This window comes from Saccharopolyspora tripterygii (assembly GCF_054778355.1).
On sequence record NZ_BAAGZP010000016.1, the window covers coordinates 144,173 to 162,511 of the forward strand.

At 67.0% G+C, this 18,339-nt stretch carries 11 protein-coding genes; 7 read left to right on the plus strand and 4 right to left on the minus strand.

Annotated features, from left to right (window positions below; genetic code table 11):
* Positions 1–8 precede the first annotated feature (8 nt).
* The 6 genes from ACYVF3_RS13400 (at position 9) to scpA (ending at position 10,383) form a co-directional block, all read left to right on the plus strand.
* Positions 9–1,931, plus strand: a complete 1,923-nt coding sequence (locus tag ACYVF3_RS13400) for a hydantoinase B/oxoprolinase family protein (RefSeq protein ID WP_461154561.1) — start codon at positions 9–11, stop codon at positions 1,929–1,931.
* Between the two features lie 14 nt (positions 1,932–1,945).
* Entirely contained in the window at positions 1,946–2,206 is a 261-nt protein-coding gene (locus ACYVF3_RS13405; RefSeq protein ID WP_461154562.1) for a hypothetical protein, read from the plus strand.
* A gap of 205 nt (positions 2,207–2,411) precedes the next feature.
* On the plus strand, positions 2,412–3,176 hold the full coding sequence (locus tag ACYVF3_RS13410; RefSeq protein ID WP_461154563.1) for an SDR family NAD(P)-dependent oxidoreductase: 765 nt from the start codon (positions 2,412–2,414) through the stop codon (positions 3,174–3,176).
* Between the two features lie 205 nt (positions 3,177–3,381).
* A complete protein-coding gene (locus ACYVF3_RS13415; RefSeq protein ID WP_461154564.1) occupies positions 3,382–5,745 on the plus strand; it encodes a xanthine dehydrogenase family protein molybdopterin-binding subunit in 2,364 nt (787 codons plus the stop codon).
* 535 nt (positions 5,746–6,280) lie between these two features.
* A complete protein-coding gene (gene mutA, locus ACYVF3_RS13420) occupies positions 6,281–8,185 on the plus strand; it encodes a methylmalonyl-CoA mutase small subunit (protein ID WP_461154565.1) in 1,905 nt (634 codons plus the stop codon).
* Positions 8,182–10,383, plus strand: coding sequence for a methylmalonyl-CoA mutase (scpA, locus tag ACYVF3_RS13425; RefSeq protein WP_461154566.1), 2,202 nt, complete (start codon positions 8,182–8,184; stop codon positions 10,381–10,383). Before mutA ends, scpA begins: the two co-directional genes overlap by 4 nt.
* A 346-nt stretch (positions 10,384–10,729) precedes the next feature.
* On the opposite strand, the gene ACYVF3_RS13430 is transcribed toward scpA, so the two are convergent.
* The gene (locus tag ACYVF3_RS13430; RefSeq protein ID WP_461154567.1) at positions 10,730–12,082 is read right to left on the minus strand and encodes an MFS transporter; all 1,353 of its coding nucleotides are present in this window, start codon (positions 12,080–12,082) and stop codon (positions 10,730–10,732) included.
* Between the two features lie 611 nt (positions 12,083–12,693).
* On the opposite strand from ACYVF3_RS13430, the gene ACYVF3_RS13435 reads away from it, so the two are divergent.
* Positions 12,694–13,995 (plus strand): MFS transporter, encoded by a 1,302-nt coding sequence (locus tag ACYVF3_RS13435; protein WP_461154568.1) that lies wholly within the window; start codon positions 12,694–12,696, stop codon positions 13,993–13,995.
* Between the two features lie 7 nt (positions 13,996–14,002).
* Here ACYVF3_RS13435 and ACYVF3_RS13440 read toward each other — a convergent pair whose 3' ends face one another.
* From ACYVF3_RS13440 to ACYVF3_RS13450, 3 genes are all read right to left on the minus strand, one after another.
* Positions 14,003–15,310 (minus strand): MFS transporter, encoded by a 1,308-nt coding sequence (locus ACYVF3_RS13440; RefSeq protein ID WP_461154569.1) that lies wholly within the window; start codon positions 15,308–15,310, stop codon positions 14,003–14,005.
* A gap of 158 nt (positions 15,311–15,468) precedes the next feature.
* Positions 15,469–16,506, minus strand: coding sequence for a LuxR C-terminal-related transcriptional regulator (locus tag ACYVF3_RS13445; RefSeq protein WP_461154570.1), 1,038 nt, complete (start codon positions 16,504–16,506; stop codon positions 15,469–15,471).
* A gap of 282 nt (positions 16,507–16,788) precedes the next feature.
* Positions 16,789–18,213, minus strand: coding sequence for an MmgE/PrpD family protein (locus ACYVF3_RS13450; RefSeq protein ID WP_461154571.1), 1,425 nt, complete (start codon positions 18,211–18,213; stop codon positions 16,789–16,791).
* Positions 18,214–18,339: the final 126 nt, after the last annotated feature.

The window sequence follows — 18,339 nt, forward strand, 5'->3', positions numbered from 1 at the left end:
CTACCACCATGACCATCCAAGCTGAAAACACCGCCGCTCCAGCAGAGTTCGAGCTCGACATTCTCCGCTACGGCCTGATCGAGGTCGCCCGTGAGATGAACGATGCGCTGATGCGCAGTGCGTTCTCGCCGGTGTGCCGCGACATCCTCGACTGCACGACCGCGATCCACGTCCGAAGCGGCGACGGCTGGGAAACCGTGGCTCAGTGGGAGGGCTGCATGCAGCACGCCTTCACCTCCCCGCACATCGTCAACTTCGCCATGGACGATATCGACGTCGATTCGCTGCAACCCGGCGACGTCATCTTCGTCAACGATCCCTGGCGCGGCACGATCCACCAGTCCGACGTCAACCTGCTCCGCCCCGTCTTCGTGGACGGCCGCGTCGAGTTCATCCTGCACTCGACCTCGCACCTGGTCGACCTCGGCGGCCCGATTCCCGGCGGGTTCGCCAACGGCACGCAGACGGCCTTCGAGGAGCAGCTCAAGCTCCCGCCGACGTTGCTGTACGCAAACGACGTCCCGGTCCGGCCGCTGTTCAACTTCCTGCTGGAGAACAACCGGGTCCCGCAGCTGGTCCTCGGCGACCTCCGAGCGCTCTACGGCTGCCTGGTTGTGGGTGAGCGCCAGCTGCAGGCTCTCATCGCCCGCGGCGGCCTCGAGAAGGTCAAAGCCGCCGGGCAGTATGCGATCGAGGCCACCGAGCAGAGCATGCGCCGCGGCATCGCCGCCGTCCCCGACGGTGACTACACGGTCGAGGACTTCCTCGACGACGACGGCGTCACCGACGAACCGATCCCCGTGCGGGTCACCGTGAAGGTCCGGGGCGACAGCATGGAGATCGACTTCTCCGGCTCGGGTCGCCAACCGCTCGGCAACTGCGGTACGGCCTGGTGCGAGGCTGTGCGGTGCATCGAAGCGGTGAAGATGATGGTCGACCCGAGCACCCCGGTCAACAGCGGCACGCTGCGCCCGATCGAAACCATCCTCCCCCAAGGCAGCGTGGTGTGCGTGCTGCCGCCGTCCAGCTGCTCCAACCACGCCGACATCGGCCCGCGGTGCATCAACGCCGTCGCCAGCGCCCTGAGCGAAGCTGTCGGGGACCGGTCGATCGCCTGCGACACGGGTACAGCGCTGGTCATCAGCCTCGGTGGCGTCGACACACGGCCCGGCCACGAGGGCATGCCGTGGGGCGCGTTCGCACTCACCGGCGGCGGTTGGGGCGGCACGTGGAAGGAAGACGGCGTCTCCTTCTGCGTGACGCCCATCGGCAACTGCCGCACCTCAGTGCAGGAGCACGTGGAAATCGAAAGCCCGCTGATCATCGCCCAGCACGAGATGGTCCTGGACACCGCCGGTGCCGGCCAGTACCGGGGCGGTCTGGGATCCGTCTACACGTTGACCGCCCAGTCGGACACGATGGTCACCGTCACCTGCGACCGCGTGCGCACCGGTGCGCCGGGGGCTGCCGGAGCGGGTGCGGGCGCGCCGGCATTCGGCTGGTACATCCCCGACTTCAACCTGGACAAGCACTCTGACCCGCTCGACCTGCGCGGGCTCGAACCCCTGTTCGGCATGTTCGACGACGACGGCTGGCCTGACCCCAACGACGGCTCGTTCTGCAACGGAGCGCGCTACAACACCGGCAAGATCTCCGGAATCGTCCTCAAGGCCGGGGACGCGTTCCGGTTCATCATCGGCGGAGGCGGCGGGTGGGGCGATCCGCTGCTGCGCGACCTCGACCACCTGGAAGAGGACGTGCGCAACGGGCTCTACAGCGAGGAGTTCGCGTCCCGTGCCTTCGGCGCCGTGCTGACCGATGGACGCATTGATCGTGATGCGACGGCCGAGCGTCGCGCGGAGCTCACCGCGCTCCGCGAGCAGGGACGCTGGTCGGTGCCCATCGCCGCCCCGCTGAACTGGACCCGCTGAGAAGGAGAAACCCGATGTCACTCGACCGACTCCTCTTCCCCCGTCCGGAGACCCCGCGGGTCTCCGTCGAACGAACGCCGGTGGAGGCCACCTGCCCGTCCTGCGACGGAACGAACGTCGCCCGCTACCCGGTGGCGAACTACCAGGGCCCGCGGATGGTCGTGAAGTGCCAGGACTGCTTCACCCACCTCGCGGTGACTCGCCCTGAGCCCGAGGACCACTGGCCGGCATGGCGCGCCCCCACCCGCGATTGGGCCCCGTCCCGACTCGGTTGACCCCTACCGAGGCCGGAGTGCGAGGACCCATCCAAACCCCAGCGCGTGCCCGAAGGCGCTTCGGCCGAACTGTTCAACACCAACAACACCGGACAGACACAACGCCGAGCTTCCAACCAGGCTGGGAACTGTCCACTGCTGAGACCAGTCATCCACGCTTGATTGCTTCAGCAGCCCCAATACTGCACAGAGAAAGAAGAGTGAGATGTCAAGATTGCTGGAGGGCAAAGTTGTTCTCGTCACCGGCGCCGGAGGCGGGATCGGACGTGCGACATGCCTGCTAGCAGCCAAGGAAGGCGCGCTGGTCGCGGCGACCGACGTGTCCGCGGAAGCAGTGGACAAGTCGGCGCAGTTGGTGCGCGATGCGGGCGGGGAAGCCTTCGCAGCGCCAGCGGACCTCACTGACAGGGCTGCCGTCGATGCGATGTTCGCCGCCGTCGTCGACAACTTCGGACGCCTCGACGGCGCGTTCAACAACGCGGGCGTCAGCGGAGGACAGATCGGGCAGGGCGGCAAACTCGTCGCCGACTGGGACGAAGAAGCGTTCGACCAGATCCTTGCGGTCAACCTCAAAGGGGTCTGGCGATGCATGCGCGCCGAGCTCAAGCAGATGGTCGCGCAGGGCGGCGGTGCGATCGTGAACACCGCGTCGCTCGCTGGACTCTCCGGCTTCAAGACCACCGCGGGCTACGCAGCCTCCAAGCACGGCGTCATCGGGCTGACGAAGACGGCGGCGATCGAGTACGCGCCGACCGTGCGCGTCAACGCGGTGTGTCCCGGCTACACCGACACCGACCTGATGAAGGACGCGATGAGCAGGAGCGGGGCGACCATCATGTCGCGCATTCCCTCCGGGTCGCTCGGCCAGCCCGAGGACATCGCCGAGATGGTGTGCTGGCTGCTCTCCGATCGGTCGTCCTACGCCACTGGCAGCCCGTTCGTCGTCGACGGCGGCTACATGGCAGGTTGACCAGGCCAGTCGCACACCGCCAGGTCTGCGACGGACTGAATGGGCTGGCGGGGCATCGGCCAAATCACCGATGCCCCGCCGCCTTCACCAACTACAGGTTGCCCGGATGCGCACCGACTGAAAGATGCACCCGGCTGCCCTGCTCACCCGCGCCTCACACGAACGAAAGTGGCACATTACACACAATATATAGTACGGTTCTTCCATGGCAGGGTCGCTGATCGGAACCGAAGTGCGCCGGGTCGAAGATCCGGAACTCTTGCGTGGGCGCGGCACTTTCGTCGACAACCTCAAGATCGACGGCGTGCTCCACGCCGCGTTCGTGCGCTCCCCGTTCGCGCACGCCTCCATAGAACGGATCGACACCACCGAGGCCGCGGCAGCTCCTGGCGTGGTCGCATTGTTCACAGGACAGGACCTGGACCTGCCCACGCTGAAGCCCTACATCGAGCTCGACCCGCGATGCGCGCGTCTTCCCCTCGCCACGACCAGGGTGCGCTTCATGGGCGAGCCGGTCGCCGTGATCGTGGCCGAATCAGCATCGGCCGCCGCTGATGCGATGGAACTGGTCGACGTCGAATACGACCCCCTGCCGGTCACGGTCGACCCCGAGGCCGCGCTCGACCCCGACGCCGAACTCCAGTTCCCCGAACTCGGCTCGAACATCGCGGGCGGCAACCGGGACGACGAGGACGTCCTGGCCGGGGCCGACGTCGTCGTCCGCGCCCGGCTCGAGAACCAGCGGCTCGCGGTCGTGCCGATGGAGGGCAACGCGATCGCGGTAGTACCGGGTGGCGACCACTCGGCCACCATCCACGTCTCCACCCAGATGCCACACGGCCTCCAAGCCGCCGTGTCCCAGATGTTCGGGTGGGAGCTCGAGCAGGTCCGGATCGTCGCCCCGCACGTCGGCGGGGGCTTCGGCGGCAAGGTAGAACTGCGCGCAGAGCACGCGGTGGTGATCGAAGCGGCCCGACGACTGAAACGGCCGGTGAAGTGGACGGAGACACGCTCCGAGAACATGCAGGCAGCACCGCACGGCCGCGCTCAGGTGCAGTACGCCGAACTCGGACTGAACCGCGACGGCGCGATCGTCGGGATCCGGTGCCGGGTGATCGGCGACGCGGGGGCGTACGCGGGCTTCGGCGGCGCGCTCGCGCTCGGGCCGACGCGCATCATGGCGCAGGGCGTGTACGACATCCCCAAACTCAGCTTCGCCGGGATCGCCGCGCTGACCAACACCACACCCGTCGGTGCGTTCCGCGGAGCAGGCCGTCCGGAAGCCACCGCGATGCTGGAGCGGTTGATGGATTTGGCCGCCGCCGAGCTGGACATCGACCCGGTCGAACTTCGCCGACGGAACTTCTTGCACCCTGAACAGTTCCCGCACACCACCGCGACCGGGGCCAGCTACGACACCGGCGATTACGACCTGCCGCTGCGGAAAGCTCTGGAACTGGCCGGCTACGACGAGCTGCGCGCCGAGCAGGCACGACGGATCGAGGCGGGCGAGACCGCATTGCTCGGAATCGGCACTGCCACGTACGTGGAGATCACCGGCGGCGGGGCCGCCGGTGAGTGGGGCTCGGTGGAGATCCGCCCCGACGGCGGTGCGACGATCAAGGTCGGTACTTCCAGTCACGGCCAGGGACACGCGACGTCGTTCGCCATGATCGTCGCTGACCGTCTCGGCATCCCCATGGAGTCCGTCGAGTTCGTCCAATCCGATACGGCACAGGTGCCGCGAGGCGGCGGAACGGGTGGCTCGCGGTCATTGCAGCTCGGCGGCAACGCGGTAGGGCAGGCCGCGGAGCAGGTGCTGAACAGGGCGAAGGAGCTCGTCGCCGACCGGCTGGAGGCCGCGGTTGACGACATCGAGCTGACCGAAGATGGCCGGCTCGGCGTGGTCGGCGCGCCGACGACGGGCCTGAGCTGGGCCGAGATCGCCAGTCAAGCCGCTGAGGATGGCAATCCCTTGGCAGCCGACACCGACTTCACCTCTGGTGGCGCGACGTTCCCGTTCGGAGCACACGTGTCCGTGGTCGAGGTCGACTCTGAAACGGGAGTTGTACGACCTTTGCGGCACATCGCCGTCGATGACTGCGGCCGCGTGCTCAACCCGCTGATCGTGCGCGGGCAGCAGCACGGCGGCGTGGCCCAGGGCATCGCGCAGGCGTTGTGGGAGCAGGTCTCGTTCGACGAGGATGGCAACCTCATGACCGGCACCCTCGCTGACTACGCGATGCCGTCCGCAGCCGATCTACCGCCACTCGAGGCGCACAACACCGAGACACCGACTCCGCGTAATCCATTCGGCGCCAAGGGCATTGGCGAGTCCGCAACCGTCGGATCGACACCTGCGGTGCAGAACGCAGTGGTGGACGCGCTCAAGCACCTCGGTGTCCGACACATCGACCTGCCCGCTTCCCCGCAGCGGGTGTGGAGTGCGATTCAGGACGCCAGCTCCGGTGACCCCACGTCACCGTGGCAGGAACCACCCGCCGACTTCGACGCGCTCCCCCTCCGCGAACCAGGCCCATCCCCCGACGCCGACGAAGCGGTCGCCTGAGAAACCGAGAGGTGTGCCGCGCTCGTGAGATTCAGTACGACCTGGCTCGAGCGGGCTGCCGGGCTCGTATTTGCGAGCCCGGGCCAGAAGATCCGTCCGGCCATTGAGTACATCAACGACCATCCCGAGGACGGGATCACGACCGCTGGGGTTGCTGTCCTCAGCCCACGAGCGTTCCAGGAGCGTCGCCGACCGCTTACGTCCGCGGAGTGCGGTTCGATCGCGAGCGCCTCGAACTCGCCTCAAGTGGATCCGTCATCGACATCGCCACGCGGTGGGGATTCTTCCACTTGAGCTGACTCGCTGGCACCGCAAGAATCCCATTACGGGAACTACTGGAGGTTCACTTAGATTACGAACCTGCATCTCCGAGGGTTGACTTCGTGGACCGTAACACTATGGATGCATCACTTTTGAGTTGACGTGCGCCTGCGCGTCGCTCTAGCTTGCTGGTGGCAGCCTGTTACGAGACCGGCGTTCACAGATTGAGCGGCGAGTCTTGGTTCGCCCTGATCGAAGTAGGGAACTTGGAGTGATGACAGCATCTGTGGGCAGCGACGGTCGCACCTTCGGTGGCGAATTTGCCCCGGCTTCCTCCGAGCAGTGGCGGCAGCAGGTTGAGAAGGTCCTTCGGAAGTCGAACCTGCTCGGTGCAGAGGAGCCAGCTCCGGCGCATGTGGAGAATCTGCTCGCTACCACGACCTACGACGGGATCACGCTGCATCCGCTGTACTCAGCACACCTGCACACAGAACCGGCTGGACCCACTGGGTTTCCGGGTGCTCCGCCGTTCGTGCGCGGGAGCCGGCCGCAGGGCGGTGTGGCCGAGGGCTGGGACGTGCGGCAGCGCCACGAGCACCCCGACGCCGCGGAGACCAACCGCGAGGTCCTGGCCGACCTCTACAACGGCGTCTCCTCGCTGTGGCTGCGCCTGGGTGCGGCCGGGATCGCGATCGACGACCTGCCTGATGCCCTGAGCGGTGTGCACCTGGACATGATCGGCGTGAGCCTGGACGCGGGCACCGACTTCGCCGCCGCCGCGCAGGCCTACCTGGCGCTGGCCGCCGAGCAGGGCGTGCCCTCCGGAGAGCTGCGCGGCAACCTCGGCGCGGACCCGCTGGCGGTGCAGGCCCGCACCGGCCAGGCCGGTGACCGCGACGCCGCCGTGGAGCTCGCCCGCCGCTGCGCCGCCGAGTTCCCCCAGCTGAGGGCTCTGAGCGTGGATGCGCTGCCGTTCCACGACGCCGGTGGCTCCGACGCCCAGGAGCTGGGCTGCTCGCTGGCGGCCGGGGTGACCTACCTGCGGTGGCTCACCGAAGCGGGCGTGGATGTCGACGCCGCCGCGGGGCAGCTGGAGTTCCGCTACGCCGCCACCGCGGACCAGTTCCTGACCATCGCCAAGCTGCGCGCCGCCCGCCGCCTGTGGGAGCAGGTCACCCGCTCCAGCGGGGTCAGCGAGCCCGCCCGGGCGCAGGTCCAGCACGCGGCGACCTCGCAGGCGATGCTGACCCGCCGCGACCCGTGGGTGAACATGCTGCGCGGCACCATCGCCACCTTCGCCGCCGGAGTCGGCGGCGCCCAGTCGGTGACCACGCTGCCCTTCGACGCCGCCATCGGCCTGCCGGATGGCTTCGCCCGCCGCATCGCCCGCAACACCCAGGCGCTGCTGCTGGAGGAATCCCACCTCGCCCAGGTCATCGATCCCGCCGGTGGTTCCTGGTACGTGGAGTCGCTGACCGACGAACTCGCCCGCAAGGCCTGGTCCTGGTTCCAGCGCATCGAAGCCGTCGGCGGGTTCCCGCAGGCTCTGGAGTCCGGGCTGGTCGCCGAGGAGATCGCCGAGACCTGGCAGCAGCGCCGGGCGGCGATCGCCCGCCGCGAGGACGCGATCACCGGCGTCAGCGAATTCCCCCACCTCGACGAAACACGCCTCGAACGCACCCCAGCGCCCGAGCAGGCCGGTGGCGGGTTGCCGGTGCACCGCTACGCCGAAGACTTCGAAGCACTGCGCGACGCCGCCGACAGACGCCTCGCCGCCACCGGGGAGCGCCCCACTGTTTTCCTCGCCACCCTCGGTTCGCTCGCAGCGCATACGGCCCGTGCTTCGTTCGCACACAATCTGTTCGCCACCGGGGGCTTGGGCAGCGTGCAAGCCGGACCGACCGAGTCGGTCGACGAAGTCGTTCACGCGTTCCAACAAGCCACAACACCAATCGTGTGCTTGTGCTCCAGCGCCGAGATCTACGCCGAGCGCGCCGCCGAGACCGCGGGAGCACTGCGGCGGGCCGGGGCCGAACACGTGCTGCTGGCGGGTAAACCCGGAGACAGCGCGCCACAAGGTGTCGACGGATTCGTGCACGCGGGAGTCAATGCCCTCGAGGTCCTGCGCGATCTGCACCGCAGGCTGGCGGTCAGCACCGAGGAAGGACACAAGCGATGAGCATCCCGAACTTCGCCGACATCCCGCTGGATTCCCCGTCGCAGGCCGACGAGGACCGCTGGCGGTCGGAGGTGCTGGCGGCCACCGGCAAGGAGTCCGACGCGCTGGCGTGGGAGGCCCCGGAGGGCATCGACGTCAAGCCGCTCTACACCGAATCCGATGTGGACGGACTGGACTTCCTGTCGACCTACCCGGGTCTGGCGCCGTTCCTGCGCGGCCCCTACCCGACGATGTACGTCAACCAGCCCTGGACCGTGCGCCAGTACGCGGGTTTCTCCACCGCCGAGGCCTCCAACGCCTTCTACCGGCGCAACCTCGCCGCCGGGCAGAAGGGCCTGTCGGTGGCCTTCGACCTGGCCACCCACCGCGGCTACGACTCCGACCACCCCCGGGTGGGCGGTGACGTGGGCATGGCCGGGGTGGCGATCGACTCGATCCTGGACATGCGGCAGCTCTTCGACGGCATCCCGCTGGACAAGATGAGCGTGTCGATGACCATGAACGGCGCGGTGCTGCCGGTCATGGCGCTCTACATCGTCGCCGCCGAAGAGCAGGGTGTCGCACCGGAGCAGCTGGCCGGGACCATCCAGAACGACATCCTCAAGGAGTTCATGGTCCGCAACACCTACATCTACCCGCCGCAGCCGTCGATGCGGATCATCTCCGACATCTTCTCCTACACCAGCCAGAAGATGCCGAAGTTCAACTCGATCTCCATCTCCGGCTACCACATCCAGGAGGCCGGGGCCACGGCCGACCTGGAGCTCGCCTACACCCTCGCCGACGGCGTGGAGTACCTGCGGGCGGGCAAGCAGGCCGGGCTCGACATCGACTCCTTCGCGCCCCGGCTGTCGTTCTTCTGGGGCATCGGCATGAACTTCGCGATGGAGGTCGCGAAACTGCGCGCCGCGCGGCTGCTCTGGTCGAAGCTGGTCAAGCAGTTCGGGCCGGAGAACCCGAAATCGCTGTCGCTGCGCACCCATTCGCAGACCTCCGGATGGTCGCTGACCGCCCAGGACGTCTACAACAACGTCGCCCGCACCTGCGTGGAGGCGATGGCCGCCACCCAGGGACACACCCAGTCCCTGCACACCAACGCCCTCGACGAAGCACTGGCCCTCCCGACCGATTTCTCCGCGCGCATCGCCCGCAACACCCAGCTGGTGCTGCAGCAGGAATCCGGCACCACCCGCGTCATCGACCCGTGGGGCGGCAGCTACTACCTCGAACGCCTCACCCAGGACCTCGCCGAGCGCGCCTGGGCGCACATCACCGAGGTCGAAGACGCCGGCGGCATGGCCCAGGCCATCGACGCCGGCATCCCCAAGCTGCGCATCGAGGAGGCCGCCGCCCGCACCCAGGCCCGCATCGACTCCGGCCGCCAGCCCCTCATCGGCGTCAACAAGTACCGCTACGACGGCGACGAGCAGGTCGAGGTCCTCAAGGTCGACAACGCCGACGTCCGCAACCAGCAGCTGGACAAGCTCCGGCGACTGCGGGAAGAACGCGACACCCAGGCGTGCGAGGACGCGCTGCGGCGGCTCACCGGCGCCGCCGAGGCCTCGCTGTCCGACGACCGCCCCAACGACCTCGGCCACAACCTGCTGGCCCTGGCCGTCGACGCCGCCCGCGCCAAGGCCACCGTCGGCGAGATCTCCGACGCCCTGGAGAAGGTCTTCGGCCGCCACTCCGGCCAGATCCGTACGATCTCCGGCGTGTACCGGGAAGAAGCCGGCCAGTCCGACCAGCTCGAATCGGCCCGCGAACAGGTCGAGGCCTTCGCCGAGGCCGAAGGCCGCCGCCCGCGCATCCTGGTGGCCAAGATGGGACAGGACGGCCACGACCGCGGCCAGAAGGTCATCGCCACCGCCTTCGCCGACCTCGGATTCGACGTCGACGTCGGCCCGCTGTTCCAGACCCCCACCGAGGTCGCGCGCCAGGCCGCCGAGGCCGACGTGCACATCGTCGGGGTCTCCAGCCTCGCCGCCGGGCACCTCACCCTGGTCCCCGCGCTGCGCGAGGAACTGGCCGCGATCGGCCGGGAGGACATCATGATCGTCGTCGGCGGCGTCATCCCGCCCGCCGACTTCGACGCCCTCCGCCAAGCCGGGGCCTCGGCGATCTTCCCGCCCGGCACCGTCATCGCCGACGCCGCCACCGGGCTCCTCGACGAACTCCGAACCCGCCTCGAACACTGAAGCAACACCCACGACTGAACCAAAGTTGCAGTCCGCGGGCGACGACACGAGCGGTGCGACGCCCGCGTTCGCGACTTCGGCGACATGGCGCCACTCCTATCGCGAGTGAGACCCAGCGGGTATGAAGTCGCCGTGATCAAAGACTGTGGGGAACTCGCACGGACCTACTGCAGAGGAACCCGTGACGATGGTCAAGCAGCGACAGGGTTCACGATCCGCTGACCTGGTTCGCCCACAGTCTCCGGGGTCGAACGAACGACCACGCCCGTTTGGCTCTGACGACGCACGTCGACGCCAAGGCCGGCCACCAGGGATGTGGTGGCCGGCCGGCGAACGAATGCGAGTGTCACCCGGCCTGCTCGACCGGCTCCTGTTCCCTCGACTGAGCCTGGAGCCGTCCGGCCAGTGACAACGGGATCAAGCTGATCGCGCAGACCGCAGCCACATATGCGGACGCCGAGGCCGTCGTGTGCGTCGATTCCAGGAGCAGGACCATGATGAAAGGCGCCAGACCGCCACCGAGAATGTTCGCGAGCTGGTAACCCATCGATGCTCCGGAGTACCGGATCTTCGGCGGGAACATCTCGGCAAACAGCGTGATCCCCGGACCGAACATGGCGCCCAAGGCGACCTGTGCGACCCCAAGCGCCAGCACGATGAGACCGAAGTCCTTGGTGTCCATCAACGGGAACATCGCGAACGACCACATCCCGGCCAGGATGACTCCACCCATGTAGACCGGACGACGGCCCACGATGTCGGACAGCCACCCGGACAGGAGCGTGCTGACCGCCGCGCCGACGACCGACAACATGACCGCGGCGAGCATCGTGGGCTTGGCGATCCCGAGATCACGCACACCGTAGTCGATCATCCCCGTGCTGGACATGTAGAACACGACCGTCGCGGGAATGAAGATGAACGCCACTGTCAACATGTACTTCGGCCGCCGCAACACCTGAATGACCGAAGAGTCCCTGGCACGCTCCTCGGACCTCGCGGCCATGGTCTTCTCGACCTCGTGGAACTCAGGTGAGTCCTCGATGTAGCGATGGACGTAGAAGATGACCGGGAACATCACGACGGTGAGCAGGAACGGCAAGCGCCAAGCCCATTCCAAGAACTGCTCGGGAGCGACGACCTTCGTGACGACCATGAACACCCCGATACCTGCGATCAGTCCCGCGAAGGTTCCGATCTGCGGTATGGCCGCGAAAAGACCGCGGCGCCTCGCCGGTGCGTACTCGATGGCCAGCAGGGTGGCACCGCCCCACACACCGCCTACCGCAATCCCCTGCCCGATGCGGAAGATCACCAGGAATAAGGCCGCAGCCGCCCCGATCATCGAATAAGTAGGCAAGAGTCCAATCAGTGTCGTCGACACGGCCATCGCGACCGCAGACCCCAACAACGCCGGCTTCCGGCCGTACTTGTCCCCGATGTGCCCGAAAACGACAGCACCGAGCGGCCTGGCAGCGAATCCGACCGCGAACGTCGCGAAGGATGCCAGGACGCCTGCCACGGGGTTGATCGCCGGGAAGAACTGCTTGTTGAAGACCAGGGATGCCGCCATGCCGTAGATCATGAAGTCGTAGAACTCGATCGACTGGGTCGCGATCGTGGCAGCGAGCACCTTGGCTGGCCCACGCCTCCTCGACTCCGCGTCCGCGGAGGACGAGGTACGTCCTTGTACACTCATGTATCCCTCTTCTCAGGATCGACGGTCCACCATGGACCAGTAGTCGCGCTCAGGGGTCCGGCGGTCTTCCTCCGCATCGTTGCCCGCGCCAACTCGGCAACCGCGTGCTTCCGGGCTGAGCCCCGTTGATCGAACCGGTTTCACGTTCACTGCCCGGCCGCGTCGGCGCGGGCCCTCGGTGCCAGTAACGCCCATCACGTTCAGCAGACTGAATATATAATGCGTAGGGCTCGAGGCCAACATGTCGTCAAATATCTTATTTTTACCGTCCGGTTGCCCACCCGCCTGCACCGCGCCCAGGGAGCGCCGACCAGGCACCGGCAGCCCCACGCTCCCGCCTCACGCGTCTACGAGACGCTCGCCCGAGGGCGGGGTCGAGAGCGCACCCTCGGGCCGGACACGGGCTCGGCACGCCCCTTTGCGCACGCCGACCAGCTCGCGGGACAGTTCACTTGAGCCCATGAATATTTTATGTATCGTATTCTACCTGGCGCTGTGGCACCGGCCACAAGCGTGACCTCGGACTTCGAAGGGCCCGACCAATGAAGCTCGGTTCATCCGGAACTGGACCTCCACACCCGCAGGCCCCGAAGAGGGTCGGCCCTGCGGTCGTGATCGGCACCACGCTCGAGTGGTTCGACTTCTACCTCTACGCTTCCATGGCGGCGCTGGTGTTCGGGAAGATCTTCTTCCCGTCTGGGAACTCGTCCCTCAGCACCCTGGCGGCATTCGCGACCTTCGCGGTCGGCTTCCTGGCCCGTCCCCTCGGGGGGATGCTCTTCGGAGTCCTCGGGGACAAGATCGGCCGCAAAGCGGTGCTGTCACTCAGCTTGCTGATCATGGGTGTCGCATCAGGACTCATCGGGCTGCTGCCCTCCTACCAGTCAATCGGAATTGCAGCGCCGGTGCTCCTGGTCGTCCTGCGGATCCTGCAAGGCTTCGGCGCGAGCGCGGAACTGGGCAGCGCCATCACAGTCGCCTACGAGCACGCCGACGACAAGACCAGAGGGCGTTACGCTGCCCTCCCCGCACTAGGAGCCCAGATCGGCTTGCTCGCGGCCTCGTTGGCGGTCACCGCCGTCACGAGCTTCGGCAACGAGTTCCTCCTCACCTGGGGCTGGCGGATCCCGTTCATCGCCAGCTTCGCACTCGTCGGCCTGGGTTACTGGATCCGACGCAACATGCCCGAGTCGCCTGAATTCGAACAGGTGGCAACTGATGCCAGGAACCGCAAGGGCCTCCACGTGCTCGGCAACCTCATGCGCTCCGACTGGCGCGGACTGCTCGTCGTGGCGGCCGTCTACGGCGGATACTCGGCGATCGCCTACACCTTCAAGACCTTCTCTCTGTCGTACCTCTCCGAGTTCCAGCACGTGCCCGCCAACGTCGGGTCTTTCGGTGTCACGCTGGCCAGCGCCGTCGCCATCATCGCGGTACCGCTCATCGGCCGCCTCTGCGACCGAGTGAACATCCGCAGCGTCATGCTGTTCGGCGCGATCGGCGTTCTCGTGCTGGCGTTCCCGATGTTCTGGGTCCTCGACACCGGCCACTCGGTCTACATCTGGGGCTTCTTGATGCTCACGACGGGCGTCCTCGCACCGCTCATCTTCGTGGCTGGCAGCCCGTTCATGGCACGGCAGTTCCCGACCGAGGTCCGCGCATCAGGCATCGGCACGGGAAGGGAGATCAGCGGCGCGGTTGCCGGCGGTTTCGCACCGCTTGCCGCCCTGGCGATGGTGACCATGTCACCCAGCCACGAGACCTGGGGAGTTTCCCTGCTGATCGCCGGGTGCGCACTCCTGATCGTCCTCGGCGTCGGCTTCGACCAGCAGCGCCGCGTTCGTTCTCGGTCGTCCGAGTCGGAAGTATCTCTTCCGGAACAGGCGCGCGTGAACCAAGAAACGGCTGATTGATCAGCGATCAGCGCGGATTCGTAGTCCCCGGTCGTGGACGCAGCCCCTGGCCGGGGTCTTCCGCATGCGCAAGCGGTGCGCAGTCTTTCTGAACGGCCGACTTGCCCTCCCGTTGCTCCGGCGACGGGACGCGCAGCCGGCTGGGACGGCACACCCGTGCTGTGACCGCCACCAGGGCGGTGGCGAAGACCAGCGCTGCCGGCACGGACAACACATCAGAAATAGTGCCGTTGAGAAGCGCAGCGATGGGGCGCGCACCGACGAAGCAGGCCAACCACATGCTCATGACCCGACCTCGCAACGAGTCCGGCACGGCGACCTGGAGCAAGGCTGTCAAGCTGGTGAGCGCCGTCGACATCCCCGCACCTGCGAAGGCGAACGCGCCGATCAAGACAGGGACAGGAAGCGGCACCGCCAGCACTCCAGTTGACGTGCCCAACACGCTCAGACCTGCGACCACGACTTGCGACCCGGCGATCCACCTCTCCAAAGGCCCCATGAGCACTACCCCGAGCGCGGCACCGATGCCGAATGCCGACGCGAAGACCCCCACGGTTCTCGCACCCCCTCCGGTGCCCGCAGCGATCGCGGGGGCCAAGGTGAGCGCCGGATCCGCGGCGACGCCGATGACAACGACGCCAAACAGGATCAACATCAGCCTGCGATCCTGTCGCACGTGCCGTAGTGCCGCACGCATCGATCCGTCCGCATCGGAGCCATGCGACGCGGGCGGGTCAACGCGGATCATGGTGACAACGGCGGCGAAGACCAGGTTTGGCCCCGCAGCGGCGAACAAAGCCGGGCCGGGACCGGCCCAAGTCACCAGCAGCGCACCCAGGGCAGGCCCAGCGGACCTGCCCACGAGCATCGGCAGCGCGTCCAACCGAACGGCCGTCGGGATCTCGTCTTCGCGGACCAGCGCGGGGACGAATGCCATCAGCGCCGGCCCACCCAGCACGAGCCCGATTCCCATGACCAGGGAGGCGACGAGGATCATCACCCGGGTAGCCGGGCTGTCGCCTCCGGTGTCGACCAGGCACCAGACGGCGAGCGTGGTCGATCCTGCAGCACAGATCAGGCGCCCGAGGACGATCTGCCCCCGCTTGTCCCCGCGATCGGCGACGACGCCGCTCGCTCCCACGAACAGCAGTTGCGGCCCGAACTGCGCGACACTGACCAGCCCGACGTAGAACACGGAGCCGGTGATCTGGTACGCGAGCACCGCGGCGACGACGTTGTGGCTCCACAGGCCGGCGAGCGAGAAGGTCTTGGCGAAGAAGAATGACCCGAAGCGGAGGTCTCCGAGCAACGCCATTGCGGAACGAGGCCTCACCGCGGTCACCGGCGCACCCCTCCATTTCCTTTGTTAGCGAAGCGAGCTTTATGGTTGCGTTGCTCTGTATTCCGGGGGCATGGACCGGCCCGCGCCCTTGAAGTGCGTGGTCAATCTGGAAAAGACGTGCCCTTCGACGGTCAGCGAGGGTACCGACCGCGCAGCCAGCGCGAGATCGCCTCAGCGCGACTGGTGGCGTCGAGCTTGCGCAGGATGTGGGTCACGTGGGACTTCGCGGTGCCCACTGTGATCAGCAGCTGCTGAGCGATATAGCGGTTCGAATGTCCCGCGGCGAGCAGTTCCATGATTTCCGCCTCGCGCGGAGTCAGCGGCCCGTTGTCGGCTGGCAGGACTGCCTGCAGCGGAGCAGCCGGTGCTGCGACTGCCGCCGAGCTCGTCATCGTCAGTCCGGCGGTCCGATGCAGGGCTTCCAGACCTTCGAGGATGGTGATCCGGGCAAGCGAGTGGCTGAGCCCCTCCGCCATCAGCGACAGCAAGGCCTGATCGGCCGCTTCGACGTCGCGGCGCTGGTAGTAGCAGTCGCCGTGGAGCATCCCGACCACCTCTCCGTGCACGGTGAGCGGCGCGATCCCGTACGACTCCGACTTGCCGACCTGCACCAGGTCGCGGACCACCCGATCGCTGTTCTGCACGTCGAACACCAGGCACGAATCCGCTCGGCTGACGACGTCGGCCTCGACGATGCCGCCGTCCAGCGGTGGCGGTGAGGCCTTGCCGACGGCCACGAGCTCGTCCGCCCACCTCGGATCGCGGACCACGCACATCTTGTGCAGCTTCCAGGTCGAGTCCTCGACACGGGATACCAAGACCCGGTCGAACCCCAGCCGGCAGCCGGCCTCGGGGACGCGGTTCAAGAAGTCCTCGACGGTCCGCGCGTCGCGGACCGAGGCCAATGCCTCCGCAATCCGACGGAGGAACGCATCTCGCTGCCCGAGCCGCGCCTGGGCGAGATCAGTTTCGATGCTCCGGATCCGGCCTAGGAGTTCGAGCAGTTCCAGCCGCCGTGCTGCCGGAACGGTGTCGTCCTCAGTCGACCGCAACGCCTCGCCCAAGGCAGCTGACCAGAGCTTGCTCAACACCGGCTGCGCTCTGCCCGCGGCGAGCAGCTCGAGGTCGGAGTGCACGATCTCGACGTCGAGTGCAGATGCAGCGTCCACGCACAAATCGCGGAGCTGGCCGCACAAAGCCGAGACCTTGGCATCCTCGCGGCTTCCCGCCCGCTGCGCCTCAGTTCGCCAGCCAGAAGCCAGGACGGCCTGCTCACGGTCCATCGTCCACCTCGTCCATCCACGACATAAGGGAGACCGCTGGGATCAGGCAGTGCGTCGATCACAAAGAATCAGACAACACAATATATACTGCATTAGATTGCAGTCAAATCGGGACACGGTCGCCCCGATGGACACCGGGACGACCGTGCGTCCACCTCCACCGGCGGATCAGCCCTGCGCAGCCGTCTGCTTCATGATCGAGCTGATGTCACCGACGGACTCGAGATTCAGCACGGCGTCCACGATCCGGTCCAGATTCGACTCGGGAAGGATTCCATCCGCGTTCCGGCGGAACTTCGCGACCAGTTCGTCGTTGGTCATGGTGGTTTCGGGCTCCGGCGACTTGCTGCCCTTGGGGTAGCGCCGTTCCCCGACGAAGGTCTCACCACGCGCTGAGATCTCGATCCTGGCCGGCCGGCTGGCAGCATTGCCGGAGAGCATCTCGACGTAGTCCGGGTGAACCTCGTGCGTGGTCCGATCCATCAGTCCGAGGACGGACTCGCTGTAGATCAGCTCCGGGTCGTGCCACTTGGGCCCCGGCGGCACGCGGTGCGCTCCGACCGCGAGCCCGTGCGCGATGCTGAACTGCGCGTCGTGCGGGTGCTCGATGGTGCGGGTCAGCCAGAGGGGCTGCTCCACGAAGCCCTCGACCAATGCCTTGATTCCATCAATCTCCTGCGGCTTGAGGTCGTTCTCGTCGACGATCTCGCGAAGGGAGTCCAGCAGCGCGTGCAAGATCCGGCAGTGCGGGTAAGGCTTGAAGGTCTGCTCGGCTGGGAACTGCCAGTCGGCGCCGAGGTCCGCGGTGATGCGCTCGGCTTCCCACCGCGATGTTCCGATGAAGCGCGGGAAGCCGAACTCCCGGTCGTCGAGCACCTGCAGGTCACCACGATGTCCCAGCTCGGCCATGTGCGCGGCGGTCAGGGCCGCCTGCGTCAACGCGCCAGCAAGCAGGTACTTGATCGTGGAAGTGGGAGTGTGCATGCTCCACGAGCGGAAGGAGTTGACCGGTGAGATGAGCCCGGCGATGCCGAGGGCGTGCGCCTGGACATCAGGCGCGAGGCCCTTCAGCTTGGTGATCGCCGCGGTCGCTCCGAATACCGTGCTGCTGTACCCGTAGACCTGCGGGGTGTTGACCTCGCCGTCCTTGACGTCCCGCAGGTAGTCCATGGCCTTGCCGATTCGGTAGGACATCTCGTGGCCGACGGCGACCGCAGTGATCAGGTCCTTGCCGGACGCACCGGAACTCTCACCGACGGCCAACGCGCCGGGCAGCACGTACGGGGTGACGTGCCCGGGCGGGAGCACAGCGTCGGCGTCGAGGGTGTTGATCAGCTCGCCGTTGGCGAAGGACGCCCCGAAGACCGAGACCCGCTCCGGAGCACCGATGATCGTGGCGTCTCCACCCGACCCCCCGGTCATCCGGCCGTAGTCGATGCCGATGCGCCCCTTGGGCTGGTGGACCGCACCCAACGCGCAGCCGATCGAGTCCAGAACGATCCGCTTGGACTCCTCGACGACGTCGTCGGGCAGCTGGGCGAAGTCGCTGCGCGCCGTGAAATCGGCCAGCTGTTCGACGATGGTGTTGGTCATTGCAAACTCCTTCAGCAAGAGCGCGAGGCCGCGCAGCGTCCCGTCGCCATCGACGACGACCTGAGTTCCGTCATCGGGCCGCGAGGTTGTAGACGAAGCACAGAGCCAACCGTTCGATCTCGTCCG

Bases quoted from the DNA above. Each gene is read 5' to 3' on its own strand.
- scpA (WP_461154566.1), top strand. From the start codon at position 8,182: ATGAGCATCCCGAACTTCGCCGACATCCCGCTGGATTCCCCGTCGCAG.
- mutA (WP_461154565.1), top strand. From the start codon at position 6,281: ATGACAGCATCTGTGGGCAGCGACGGTCGCACCTTCGGTGGCGAATTT.
- ACYVF3_RS13405 (WP_461154562.1), top strand. From the start codon at position 1,946: ATGTCACTCGACCGACTCCTCTTCCCCCGTCCGGAGACCCCGCGGGTC.
- ACYVF3_RS13400 (WP_461154561.1), top strand. From the start codon at position 9: ATGACCATCCAAGCTGAAAACACCGCCGCTCCAGCAGAGTTCGAGCTC.
- ACYVF3_RS13410 (WP_461154563.1), top strand. From the start codon at position 2,412: ATGTCAAGATTGCTGGAGGGCAAAGTTGTTCTCGTCACCGGCGCCGGA.
- ACYVF3_RS13450 (WP_461154571.1), bottom strand. From the start codon at position 18,213: ATGACCAACACCATCGTCGAACAGCTGGCCGATTTCACGGCGCGCAGC.
- ACYVF3_RS13415 (WP_461154564.1), top strand. From the start codon at position 3,382: ATGGCAGGGTCGCTGATCGGAACCGAAGTGCGCCGGGTCGAAGATCCG.
- ACYVF3_RS13440 (WP_461154569.1), bottom strand. From the start codon at position 15,310: ATGGCGTTGCTCGGAGACCTCCGCTTCGGGTCATTCTTCTTCGCCAAG.
- ACYVF3_RS13430 (WP_461154567.1), bottom strand. From the start codon at position 12,082: ATGAGTGTACAAGGACGTACCTCGTCCTCCGCGGACGCGGAGTCGAGG.